Origin of the sequence: Flavihumibacter rivuli, assembly GCF_018595685.2 — a bacterium.
In the GTDB taxonomy this organism is placed as follows: Bacteria; Bacteroidota; Bacteroidia; order Chitinophagales; family Chitinophagaceae; genus Flavihumibacter; species Flavihumibacter rivuli.
On the sequence record NZ_CP092334.1, the window covers coordinates 763435 to 775235 of the forward strand.

Below are 11801 nucleotides of genomic sequence, written 5' to 3' on the forward strand. Positions count from 1 at the left end.
GAAGAATCGACGAGAGGGGATAACCCATTACCCAAATGATTGCGCAATTCTGGCAATTATCTTAAATTGTCGCTTTAACCCAGGCAACGCATGAGGATTAGTATTGTATTGGTTTTGGCTTTTTTGTGTCAGGCTGCAGCCGCGCAGCAAGCTTCCATAAAGAAAAAACTGCCCATCGGGGTTTTTGATAGTGGTACGGGCGGACTCACCATTCTGGAAGCTATTGTTACCCTTGATGCCTTCAATAATGAAACAGGCAAACCCGGAAGTGATGGTCAACAGGATTTTGAAAGGGAATCCTTCCAGTACCTGGCGGACCAGGCCAATATGCCTTATGGCAACTATGCAGCAGCCAATAAGACAGCCCTGCTCAAGGAGCACATCCTGAAGAATGTGGACTTCTTCCTCCAGGATAAATATGATACCCGGCAGGAAAATTCCTTTGGCAAGGATGGTAAGCCAAGCGTTAAGATGGTGGTCATCGCTTGCAATACGGCTACTGCCTATGCCATCACCGATATCAAGGAATATGTTGCCAACCGGAATGCGTCGATGCCAGTGATCGGGGTGATCGATGCCGGGGTGAAAGCCGCCCTTGAATACCAGCAAAGCCACCCAAAGGGGGCCATTGGGGTTTTCGCAACGGCAGGTACAGTAGCCAGTGATGGTTACCCGAGGACACTCAGGGCCATGGCCCAAAAGATGGGCATGGAAGAACCGGTGATCGTAAGTCAGGGTGGATATGGCCTGGCGGAAAGTATCGACCGAGACTTCAGTTATTATAGTGATACGGTGAAGAATGCCCGCAAGGAATATCGTGGCCCCTCTCTGGCCCATCCCCTTTATCCCATTGATACCAGCCTGCTGGCCGCCTATCGCTTTAATGCGGAAAATTATAAGCTGCTTTGTGAGTTTGACAATACCGGGAAATGCCTGGATATCCAGTTGAATGATCCTGCCAATTATGTCCGTTACCACCTGGTTAGCCTGATGGAAAAGATGAGGAAGGATGATATCCGGCAGCCCCTCAATACCCTTATCCTGGGATGTACGCATTATCCTTACATGAAGGATACCATCAGCAATGTCCTGAAGGAATTGTACAATTTCCAGGCCGGCAACCAGTACCCTTACCGTAAATACCTGGCCGACCATGTTGAATTGATCGACCCGGGAGTGGAAACGGCAAAGGAGGCCTATATAGCCATGCGCAAACAAAAATTGGAAGTGGGGGGCAAACCTGTAAGTTCAAATGAGTTCTTTATCAGCGTTCCCAATACGGGATTGAAGGAAGTGGAATTGCAGCCCGATGGCTGGTTTACCTATGCCTATAAGTATGGCCGCAATGCGGGTGAAGGAAAGGAGTATGTCAGGTATGTACGCTTTGATAAAGTGAACATAGCGGAAGAAACCTATCAGCGGTTCCGCCAGACCTTGCCGGATGTGTACAAGCGCATACAATCAACGCTTAAATAAATTGGTCAAGTCCGGAATTTTTCTTCCAAAGCTCAACGCAATTGATATGCATAAATGGCTGGGATTAACTGCAATTACCATGATGTTCCTGAATAGCTCCTGTGACCAGCAGGGGAGTAAGCCAACTGACCTGAGGTCAGGTGTGGAGGCCGTATTGAAAAGTGACAGTGCCATATTTGGCTTGGCATTCAAAGACCTCAGCACGGGTGAAACCCTTTTCATCAATGAGAAGGAATCCTTTCATGCTGCCAGTACCATGAAGACGCCTGTGATGATAGAAGTATATAAGCAGGCGGCAAAGGGGATATTCTCGCTTAACGACTCAATAGAAGTAAAGAACAGTTTCAGCAGCATAGTGGATAGCAGTCCCTATTCCCTTGATTCAACCGATGACAGTGAGAAAGAATTATACAAGGTGCTTGGATCCAAAAGGACCATCTATCAGCTGACATACGACATGATCATCTATAGCAGCAACCTTGCTACCAATATGGTCATTGAATTGGTGAAAGCAGATAGTGTGATGCAGACCATGCGTTCCATTGGGGCCAATGATATCAGGGTATTGCGTGGGGTGGAAGATTCCAAGGCTTTCCAGAAAGGCCTGAACAATACCACCACTGCCTATGACCTCCTGTTGATCTTTGAGAAAATGGCCAAAGGGGAACTGGTTGACCAGGCTTCCTCTGATGCCATGATCAGGATCCTGCTCGACCAGCATTTCAATGAGATCATTCCTGCTGAATTGCCTGCTGAAGTAAAAGTTGCGCATAAGACAGGATCAATCAATGGTATCCAACACGATTCAGGTATTGTGTTCCTGCCCGATGGAAGGAAGTATGTATTGGTACTGCTTTCCAGGTTCAAAGGACCTGAGTCGGTTCCGGTAGCGCAAATGTCCAAAGCATCAAAGCTAATCTACGATCATGTTGTGAAGCGGGCAGGCGCTTCCAAATAATTACCTTCTCTTTTACCTATTACGGGTGGTCATCACTTCAAGATTTGCCAATGAACAACAATAAAGGGTTGAACAGGTCGCTGGGATTACAGTATGTAATTGGGGTAGTGATCGCCAATATCATAGGCTCAGGTGTTTACAAGAAAGTTGCACCCATGTCAGCTGAGTTGGGGTCTTCGGGTTGGGTGCTGGTGGCCTGGGCAGTGGCTGGACTGGTGACCATTTGTGGGGCCTTGTGTAATGCGGAAGTGGCAGGATTGCTGGCCAATACCGGTGGTGAGTTCGCCTATTATAAAAAGATATATAACCGGTTCTTTGCCTTCATGTTTGGCTGGTCGCTCTTTGCTGTGATTCAGACAGCAGCCATTTCATCTATTGCCTACATCTTTGCCCAGTCTGTTGACAGTATCTTCCATCTGCCGCCTGTTTTAGCTTCACTCAAGGAATGGAATATAGGGGGTGTATTTTATCCATTCGCTGATTTCCCCGTCAAACTCGTGGCGATTGCCTTGATCATCTTGCTCACCTTCATCAATAGCAGGGGGGTGAAGACAGGGGCAGGTGTGAGCAATGCCATCCTGATGATGGTCTTTGCCGGGATCCTGATCATTATTGTATTTGGGCTGGGCAGTGGCCATGCCGACCTGGGCAGGAGTGTTGACTTCTCCTCAACCGGCGATAAGGCTATTTCCATCAGTCCATTTTTTACAGCCATGCTTGCAGCCTTCTGGGCCTACCAGGGATGGTATTCCATTGGGTTCATTGGTGGGGAAGTGAAAGATGCCAAAACCATCCTCCCCAAAGGGATCGTGATAGGAGTACTCATTATCATCATCACCTATTTATTGATCAATGCCACCTACCTGGCCCTGCTCTCAAATGTGGAGTTGACGGCTATCTACCAGGCAGGGAATAAAATAGCAGCGATCGAAGCAGTTAAAGTATTCTGGGGGGAGAACGGCGCCTTATTCATATCCATCCTGATCATCCTCACTACTCTTGGATGCACGAATGCCACCATCCTCACTGCTGCGCGTCCTTATTATGCAATGGCCAAAGAAGGTTTGTTCTTCAGGCCTGTGGCAAGGCTGAATAATGCCCAGGCTCCGGTGAATAGCCTGGTATTACAATGTATTTGGGCTTCAGTATTGGTGTTGTCAGGTAGTTTTGATCAACTATCCGATATGGTGATCTTTGGCGTATTCCTCTACTATGGCGCTACAGCCCTGGGTGTGTTCATCCTGAGAAGGACCATGCCCGATGCCCCCAGGCCCTACAAGGTTTGGGCCTACCCCGTACTGCCAGCTTTATTTGTATTCTTTTGTGTCCTGTTAATGCTGAACACATTCGTCGCAAGACCCAGGGAAGCCATACTAGGCCTGGTGCTGATGATGAGCGGGGTGCCGATGTATTTCTGGTTTACCCGTAAGAACAGGCAGCAGGAACAACCAACTGAGGTCGATCAATAGATTCTGTAGAGCCTATACCGAAATAACCCCAACCAGTATGCTTACTGATACTGGTTGGGGTTATTTCATTCAATTACTTGGGGCTGCTGCATTGATCGGCACCCGGTCAATATATTGGATTACCCTGTCCACTTTGTCATTGGCATTAAAATGCATGTCCACATGCATCCACTGGGTCATACTTTTCCCTGATTTGTATTTGGCATTAACCTGGTACCAGCCCAATAACCAGATGCCGGGCTGTTCAACGCTTTGGGGCTGTTTTACGTTAATGGGAAGGAAAACATGGTTGGAGAAGGTAAGGGAGTCGATCACTTCCATTCTCCTCTTTTTCCAGTAAGCAGTGATGGCGGCTTTGCCTGAAATACTATCCCCGCTGTTCCATACATAAACAGCATTGTCGGCATAATTCTTCAACCAACCATCAACATCACCTGCTGACAAGGCCGCAAGCGCTTGTTTTCCCATCTCTATATACTTTGGATCCGCAAATTCTGCCGACGGGTTGACATATGCGGTTGTCTGGCCCTTGCCTGATTCGTCCCCGGATTTTTTTTCATCAGCCGGCTGATTGTTACAGGCAATAAAGAACAGGGAACTCATTCCCCAAAATAGCAGCTTTTTCATTTTAATGAGTTTTAAGGATGGAAATGAAGTACAGGTTGGGTAGCGAGGTTAAAAAGGGGAAGGGTTAAAGGTGGGTGGATTGTTATACTGAATGTAAGGAATTTTATGCTAATCCAGAAAGTTATCCTGTGGGCAGTGGGTATTATGGATGTCCCTGGATTTGAACCACTCCCATGGACAAGCGAACCCTGATTAGGGATTTGTTAGGATCTAATTTTATATTTTTAAAGAGAAAGGCGGAGTGTAATTGCCTTGAAAAAGTAAAAGCGAAACCTGAAAAATTATGATCAGTGATGTCAAGATCCTGAAAAAGGAACTCCTGTCGGATAATTGGTATGTGCTTAATAAGTTCACTTTCCAGTATAGTAAGAAGGATGGATCTGTTTGCCAGCAGGTGAGGGAAGCATATGATAGGGGAAATGGAGCCGTGATCCTTTTGTATAATAAAGAAAAAAGAAAGGTGGTGCTGACCCGGCAATTCAGGCTGCCGACCTATATCAACGGGAACCCTGGCGGTATGATGATCGAGGCCTGTGCCGGCTTGCTGGACCTGGATAACCCGGAGGATTGCATCCGCCGCGAAACCGAGGAAGAAACCGGTTACAGGATTTCTGAGGTAAGGAAGGTCTACGAGGCATATATGTCGCCGGGCTCTGTAACTGAGATCCTTCACTTCTTTGTAGCGGCCTATTCACCTGAAATGCGGGTCAATGAAGGGGGAGGGGCTGCACATGAGGACGAGAACATAGAGGTCCTGGAGATCGGTTTTGATGAAGCAATGCAGATGGTGGCGACCGGCGAGATCAGGGATGCCAAGACCATCATGCTGCTACAGTATGCGGCATTGAATCAATTAGTCTGATCAATAATGGTATCTTCGCATTCGAACCACTTTTAATTTGTTTGGATGATGAGGATGTTCCTGAAAATCCTGAAATACATCGGGATCGGGTTGGTAGTTTTTATTGCGATTCTTTTCCTTTTGCCTGTTCTCTTTCCTGGTAAAGTAGCAGATAACATCAAGTTGTGGGCTAACCAGTCAATTGATGGTAAACTCGAATTCAGGAAGGCGCGGCTTTCATTTTTCAGTCATTTCCCGACCCTTACACTTACATTATATGATTTCTCCCTGACCGGTTCCAAGCCATTTGAAAAGGATACCCTGCTGGCAGGGGAAGCCCTGGGTTTTGGGTTGAACCTGGCTTCCCTTTTTTCCGACCGTGTTACCGTTGACCGGTTTTATGTGGATAAGGCGCTCATCAATATTTTGGTTGATGAGAATGGTGCTGCCAATTACAATATCTACAAAGGCAAGACAGAAACCAAGGCTGTTGCAGGTGCAGATACTTCTTCCACACAAATGAAGATCAAAGGCATTTTCATTGCTGATAGCCGGGTACGCTATAATGACCAATCACTGCCCATGACGATCATTGCCGATGGTTTCGATTATGAAGGTCATGGTGATATGGATCGGGCAGAATTTGAACTGGCATCAAACTTCCATGCCGATAGTCTTGATTTCAGCTACGATGGCACACCGTATATTTTGAGGCGTCGCGTGGAAGCCGACCTTATTACCGGTGTCAATACTTCTTCCCTGGTATTCAGGTTCCAGAAGAATAACCTGATGGTCAATAGACTTCCCGTTGATTTTTCAGGTATGATGACCATCCTTAAGGATGGTTATGATATTGACCTGAAGGTCATTTCCGGCATTACCGACTTCGGGAATATCTTTTCCGTGCTACCGCCGGAATACGATCCCTGGTTCAGGGAAACCAGTTTTAGTGGTACCAGCAGGATCACACTTGACCTGAAAGGAGGCTATAGGGCTGGTACGGGTCAGGCTCCTGACCTGCTCCTTGCCCTCTGGGTGAGGAATGGGATGATCCGCCATAAGAATGCCCCAAAACCATTGGAACAGGTACACCTGGCGGGAACACTTAGCTTACCCGGCCTTAACGTGGATAGCCTGGTCATCAGGGCAGATACGATCGCATTTGGGTTGGATGGTTCAGTGACCAAAGCAAGGGGGGTATGGAAGGGATTGGAAAGACCATTTATTCAGCTTGATTTGGAGAGTAAACTTGATTTGGGTATGCTGGACCAGGCACTGGGGCTTTCTGCTGTTGATATGAAAGGGAAACTGGAACTGCAGGCAAAGGCAGAGGGTGTCTACGAATTAGGCCAAAACCCCGCCAGTTTCCGTCCGGATACCATCCTGATTTCCATCCCGAATTATGATTTCAGGGCTACTATCGGTAATGGCTACCTGAAATTCGAAGAACTTCCCTTGCCGCTCCGTGACCTGGGTGCTGGTATTCAATCTGCCTGTACCAATGGCAGGTGGCAGGATATCCGGCTGGATGTTGATAGACTGAACGCCCGTGTAGGGGATGGTTCGATCCAGGGTAATTTGAAGTTGGAAGGGCTTGATCGAATGCGGGTAGATGGACAACTGAATGCAGCCTTGCAAATGGAGGATATAACCAGGTCTCTTCCGCTGGATGGATATGAAATGGGAGGAAGGTTGGATGCCATTGTCAAGGTGAATGGTCAGTATGATCCGAAGGGTAAGGATTTCCCGGTGATGGATGGCAAGGTCAAATGGCAGGATGGAACCCTCAAGACGCCCTGGTATCCCGCTGCTTTGAAGCAACTTAACCTTGATGGGGGTATTGCCTCAGCAAGGGGTAATTATAGCGATGTCGCTATCAGGATCCAGCCATTGAGGTTTGAGTTGGATGGCCAGCCGTTCTGGATGGAATCCACATTGACAAACCTGAATGACCTGACTTATGATATCAAGGCCAAAGGTGTGTTGGACCTGGGTAAGATTTACCAGGTCTTTGCTGTACAGGATTATAGCCTGAAAGGATTGCTGGAAGCGGACCTTGCATTGGCCGGCAGGCAGTCTGATGCTATGGCCGGAAGGGTAAGGCGATTGAACAACAGTGGTGTCCTCCGGTTCAGGGACCTGGAATTGCGGTCGGTTGCTTATCCTGCGCCCTTCCTGCTGTCAAAGGGACAGCTGGAGTTTCGTCAGGACAAGGCCTGGTTGCGCAATTGTTCCCTGCACTACCTCCAGAACCAATTCTTGCTGAATGGATACATCAGGAATATTGTCGGGTATTGGTTGCAGGACGGTGTTTTGCAGGGGGAGTTTACCCTTCGTTCAGATAAAATGGTCGTTGATGATTTTATGGCATTTTCCGATAGTGACAGTACATCCCGGCAGGTCTATGCAGAGGGCAGTAGTGGCACTGTGCTGATACCCCACAATCTTGACCTTAGGTTGAACAGCGCCATTAAGCAGGTGGAATTTGGGAAGTCGATGATCAGTGATTTCAAAAGTTCAATGTTGATGTCAAATGGAAAGCTTTTGCTCGATGGTGCTGGTTTCAGGATTGCTGGAGCCAGGGTGGACCTGGGCGCCAGTTATATTCCTGCCGGTCCATCAAGGGCTGATTTCACCTTCACGCTGAAAGCCGATTCATTTGATGTGCAGAGGGCATACAGGGAGGTTAGCCTGTTCAGGGAAATGGCGAGTTCTGCTGCCAAGGCATCAGGGTTGGTTTCAGTGGATTATTCCCTTGCCGGCCGATTAAATGCGGAAATGCAACCGGTCTATCCTTCCATCAAAGGGAAAGGAGTGGTTACCCTGGAGCAGGTGAAAGTGAATGGACTGAAATTATTTGGGGCAGTAAGTAAGGCAACAGGTAAGGATAGCATCAACAATCCCAACCTGAAGGCAGTAGTGATAAAATCTTCCATCCAAAACAATATCATCACCATTGAACGCACCAGGATGAAAGTTTTTGGCTTCCGGCCCAGGATCGAAGGCCAGACCTCCCTCGACGGCCGCTTGAATTTGAAATTCCGTTTGGGGCTTCCGCCTTTTGGCCTGATCGGTATCCCCATGACCATCACCGGAACGGCCGATAACCCCCTTGTTAAGGTTCGCAAGGGTAGGGATGAGGATAAATTGGAAGAAGTCCTGGACGAAAGCGGGAATTAAGCCAGAACAGGCTTAAATTACTGCAATGCGAAGCAGGAAATTCTTTGGTGAGAAAAGGGGTGGGACCACTAAGCTACTTTATTCCCTTGGGGTAATACTGTTGTTCAGTGGCATGATTACGCTTGGGCCTTCTTGTGCAAAGGAATACAGTATAGAAGGTAGGGATACTGCAGATGGACCGCTTCGACCCGATTCAACCATTCAGGTAGATACCAGTACTACAGAGGATTCATTGCCTGCACAATTGTTGGTGATTCCATCCTGTTCTGTTTGTGATAGCACCAAGCCAATGGAATTACAGCAATGGCGTTTCAAGGTAGGCAACAGCTGGCTTTGTGGGCCGATTACCCGCGCCATCATTAGCCCTGAAAAGGATGCCATGACCTTCTTTGGGCCTTCTGCCTGCTCCCCTGATTCAGGGGCAGTATTCACCGCTTACCTGGATGGCGACAAGCTTGATCGTGACCGGCAGAACCTTCAGATCTACAAAGTTTCTTTTTACTACTACGATAATTATGGCACGGACAGGTTGTTGAAGTCCTATATGCCCCATCCGTTCTTTCTCCAGATAGACCGGTATGATCATGCCAGCGCCATTGCCCATGGCCGGTTTTCCGGTTTTTGTTATACCCCAAAAGGTGATAGTGTGTTGGTCAGCGATGGTGCTTTTTCCATCCGGTTCAATTAACCGTTGCCGGGGTTAGATCAGCGTTTGACCACCGCTTCTCCTGCAAATGGGGCGGTTCCCTAAAACTTCAGTTGATGTTACATTTTTTCCAGTTCATGTTGGAAGGCCTGTTTTAAGGCTGAATGAATCCTGAGTTTTGCTGGCATTAAACCTTATCATCATGAAAAAGAAGATCCTGACCTGGTTGGGGGTAATCATTTTGCTTACCCTGACCGGTGTTGCCATCGCAACCGGAATGCGGCAACACATCACCTATTCCGCGCCCTTGCCAGATATCCACGCTGTAAAGGATAGTGCAGTAATTGCCCGGGGCAGGCATATTGTCCTCGGTCCCGGTCATTGCGCTGATTGCCATAGCAACGTGCCTGGCAAGGACTCCCTGTTGAAAGCCGGGCTTGATGTGCCACTCACCGGTGGTTACTTGTTCGACCTGCCGTTTGGAAAGTTCTATACAAAGAACCTTACGCCTGACAAGGAAACAGGTATCGGGTCGAAATCCGATCCGGAACTGGCCAGGGTGATACGCTACGGTGTACATGCCGATGGCCAGATGGTTTTACCCTTCATGCCTTTCCAGCATATGGCCGATGAAGACCTGGTGGCGGTGCTTTCTTACCTGAGGTCGCTGAAACCTGTACACAACAGGATTCCCGAAAATGAATACAACCTGATGGGTAAGATGCTCAAAGCTTTTGTCCTTAAACCGGTTGGCCCTACGGAAAAGATACCTGCTTCAGTTAAAGCGGATACTTCGGTTGCCTATGGCCGTTATCTCTCCATGGTAGTGGCCAATTGCTATGAATGCCACACCCAGCGCGACGGTGTTGGAAATTTTATTGGGGAGCCAATGGCGGGCGGCCTGGTATTTGAAACGCCGGGTAAGTCAACCCTGGTCACGCCCAACCTGACACCCGATAGCAGCAGCCGTATATTTGGCTGGTCCAGGCAAATGTTCATCGGCCGTTTCAGGATGGGTAAACTGATCGAACACTCCCATATGCCCTGGGCCGCCTTCTCGAGGATGTCTGATGATGAACTGACGGCCATTTACAATTACCTGCATACCCTGAAACCTACAAAAATGCCAAAGGTTGAGCAGTAAGTTTGATGGATTGGAATGATAGGGCCAGCTTTCCCCAAAAAAGGAATGCTGGCCATTTTTGGTGGATCTGACTGGAAAAGTGATGGATTATTGGTAACTTTTAATATGAACCTTTCTAAACCACTTACCTTGCTCCTCCTGCTCAGCCCCTCGCTCCACGCCTCTTCACAAGTGTCGGGTAATGTTGCGGGGGAATATTACCTTACCGGTGTAAGGGAAACGGCTTCAGGATTCCGTTTGAATCAAGACAATAGTTTTGATTTCTTCTTTTCACAAGGTGCGGCAGACCGGATGGGAAAAGGCACCTGGCGCAAGGAAGGAGACTTCGTTCACCTCAGTGGGCAGCACTGGCCGGGAAATGACTTTAAGTTGCTCAGGGAAACTGAAGTGCCATCTGATTCCCTGTTCATTCAGGTCAATGCGCCTGATCCCATGTATTATCCGTTTACCCGCTGTTACCTTCAAAGGGGAGGCCAGTATGAGGATAAACAGCTTCGCTCAGATGGCAGGGTGTATTTTGCGAATAAGCATGCAGACACGCTGTTTATCCAGTTTGAACTCTGCCCGGAAAGGGCAACACCTTTTGCCTTGAAAGACCTAAAGGGAAACCTGCTGGAATTTAGCATTGAACCCTGGATAATGGAAGTGTTCATTCCCTCCTTAACCCTGCGGATCGAAGGTAATAAGCTGGTGGGGGCTCACCCCTTGCTAAAAGGTGAAGAGTTCGAATATGAAAAGGACTAAAACCTGAGCTGCCTTTTATACAATTGAATGGTGTTTTCAAAACCCAGGTAAAGTGCATCGCATACCAGCGCATGACCGATCGAAACTTCATCCAGATAAGGAATATGTTCGGCAAAATAGCGGAGGTTATCAAGGTCCAGGTCATGGCCGGCATTGATGCCTAAGCCCAGTTCATGTGCCCTTTTGGCTGCAGCAACATAAGGGGCGATGGCCTGTTCCCTGTCTTCATGGTAATGCCTGGCATAAGCTTCCGTGTAGAGTTCGATCCTGTCGGTTCCTGTCTCAAGGGCCCCTTCTACCATTTCAATCACCGGGTCAACAAATATGGAGGTGCGGATGCCTGCCGCCTTGAAGATACCGATCATTTCCACCAGGTAATCTTTGTGTCGGATAGTGTCCCAGCCATGATCGGAAGTGAGTTGGCCTTCTGCATCCGGCACCAGGGTCACCTGGTCTGGTTTTACTTCCAGTACAAGGTCAACAAATTTCTGCTCCCGGCAATTTCCTTCTATATTGAACTCAGTAGTAATGATGGGTTTGATGGCCCTTACGTCTGCATAACGGATATGGCGTTCATCTGGTCTCGGATGCACTGTTACGCCATCGGCTCCGAAGAGCTGTGCATCAATGGCCACCTTTAATACATCCGGGTTATTGCCGCCGCGGCTATTCCTGATGGTGGCAAACTTGTTGATGTTTACACTGAGCTTTGTCAT

10 protein-coding genes are annotated in these 11801 nt (G+C 48.1%); 8 read left to right on the plus strand and 2 right to left on the minus strand.

Annotated elements, in window-relative coordinates; genetic code table 11:
• Window positions 1-90: 90 nt before the first annotated feature.
• From KJS94_RS03395 to KJS94_RS03405, 3 genes are read left to right on the plus strand one after another with little or no spacing between them, the layout of a single operon-like run.
• Window positions 91-1476, plus strand: a complete 1386-nt coding sequence (locus tag KJS94_RS03395) for a glutamate racemase (protein WP_214449083.1) — start codon at window positions 91-93, stop codon at window positions 1474-1476.
• A 46-nt stretch (window positions 1477-1522) separates the two neighbouring features.
• Complete coding sequence (locus KJS94_RS03400) at window positions 1523-2434, plus strand: serine hydrolase (RefSeq protein ID WP_239804276.1); 912 nt, start codon at window positions 1523-1525, stop codon at window positions 2432-2434.
• A gap of 50 nt (window positions 2435-2484) precedes the next feature.
• Entirely contained in the window at window positions 2485-3903 is a 1419-nt protein-coding gene (locus KJS94_RS03405) for an APC family permease (RefSeq protein ID WP_214449082.1), read from the plus strand.
• 69 nt (window positions 3904-3972) lie between these two features.
• On the opposite strand, the gene KJS94_RS03410 is transcribed toward KJS94_RS03405, so the two are convergent.
• Complete coding sequence (locus KJS94_RS03410) at window positions 3973-4530, minus strand: nuclear transport factor 2 family protein (RefSeq protein WP_214449081.1); 558 nt, start codon at window positions 4528-4530, stop codon at window positions 3973-3975.
• Between the two features lie 283 nt (window positions 4531-4813).
• On the opposite strand from KJS94_RS03410, the gene nudK reads away from it, so the two are divergent.
• From nudK to KJS94_RS03435, 5 genes are all read left to right on the plus strand, one after another.
• Window positions 4814-5392: a GDP-mannose pyrophosphatase NudK gene (gene nudK, locus KJS94_RS03415; RefSeq protein ID WP_214449080.1), complete on the plus strand. Its 579-nt coding sequence runs from the start codon at window positions 4814-4816 to the stop codon at window positions 5390-5392.
• Window positions 5393-5437: 45 nt separating this feature from the next.
• Window positions 5438-8551: an AsmA family protein gene (locus KJS94_RS03420; RefSeq protein ID WP_214449079.1), complete on the plus strand. Its 3114-nt coding sequence runs from the start codon at window positions 5438-5440 to the stop codon at window positions 8549-8551.
• A 25-nt stretch (window positions 8552-8576) separates the two neighbouring features.
• Window positions 8577-9239 (plus strand): hypothetical protein, encoded by a 663-nt coding sequence (locus KJS94_RS03425; protein ID WP_214449078.1) that lies wholly within the window; start codon window positions 8577-8579, stop codon window positions 9237-9239.
• Between the two features lie 160 nt (window positions 9240-9399).
• Window positions 9400-10341 carry a c-type cytochrome gene (locus tag KJS94_RS03430; protein ID WP_214449077.1) on the plus strand — a complete coding sequence of 314 codons (942 nt, stop codon included), beginning with the start codon at window positions 9400-9402 and terminating at the stop codon, window positions 10339-10341.
• 105 nt (window positions 10342-10446) lie between these two features.
• Window positions 10447-11085 (plus strand): hypothetical protein, encoded by a 639-nt coding sequence (locus KJS94_RS03435; protein WP_214449076.1) that lies wholly within the window; start codon window positions 10447-10449, stop codon window positions 11083-11085.
• On the opposite strand, the gene KJS94_RS03440 is transcribed toward KJS94_RS03435, so the two are convergent.
• Window positions 11082-11801, minus strand: a complete 720-nt coding sequence (locus KJS94_RS03440; protein ID WP_214449075.1) for a pyridoxine 5'-phosphate synthase — start codon at window positions 11799-11801, stop codon at window positions 11082-11084. The genes KJS94_RS03435 and KJS94_RS03440 overlap by 4 nt on opposite strands.

Coding starts and splice junctions, on each gene's coding strand:
- KJS94_RS03395 (WP_214449083.1), top strand. CDS start 91: ATGAGGATTAGTATTGTATTGGTTTTGGCTTTTTTGTGTCAGGCTGCA.
- KJS94_RS03400 (WP_239804276.1), top strand. CDS start 1,523: ATGCATAAATGGCTGGGATTAACTGCAATTACCATGATGTTCCTGAAT.
- KJS94_RS03405 (WP_214449082.1), top strand. CDS start 2,485: ATGAACAACAATAAAGGGTTGAACAGGTCGCTGGGATTACAGTATGTA.
- KJS94_RS03410 (WP_214449081.1), bottom strand. CDS start 4,530: ATGAAAAAGCTGCTATTTTGGGGAATGAGTTCCCTGTTCTTTATTGCC.
- nudK (WP_214449080.1), top strand. CDS start 4,814: ATGATCAGTGATGTCAAGATCCTGAAAAAGGAACTCCTGTCGGATAAT.
- KJS94_RS03420 (WP_214449079.1), top strand. CDS start 5,438: ATGATGAGGATGTTCCTGAAAATCCTGAAATACATCGGGATCGGGTTG.
- KJS94_RS03425 (WP_214449078.1), top strand. CDS start 8,577: ATGCGAAGCAGGAAATTCTTTGGTGAGAAAAGGGGTGGGACCACTAAG.
- KJS94_RS03430 (WP_214449077.1), top strand. CDS start 9,400: ATGAAAAAGAAGATCCTGACCTGGTTGGGGGTAATCATTTTGCTTACC.
- KJS94_RS03435 (WP_214449076.1), top strand. CDS start 10,447: ATGAACCTTTCTAAACCACTTACCTTGCTCCTCCTGCTCAGCCCCTCG.
- KJS94_RS03440 (WP_214449075.1), bottom strand. CDS start 11,801: ATGACAAAGCTCAGTGTAAACATCAACAAGTTTGCCACCATCAGGAAT.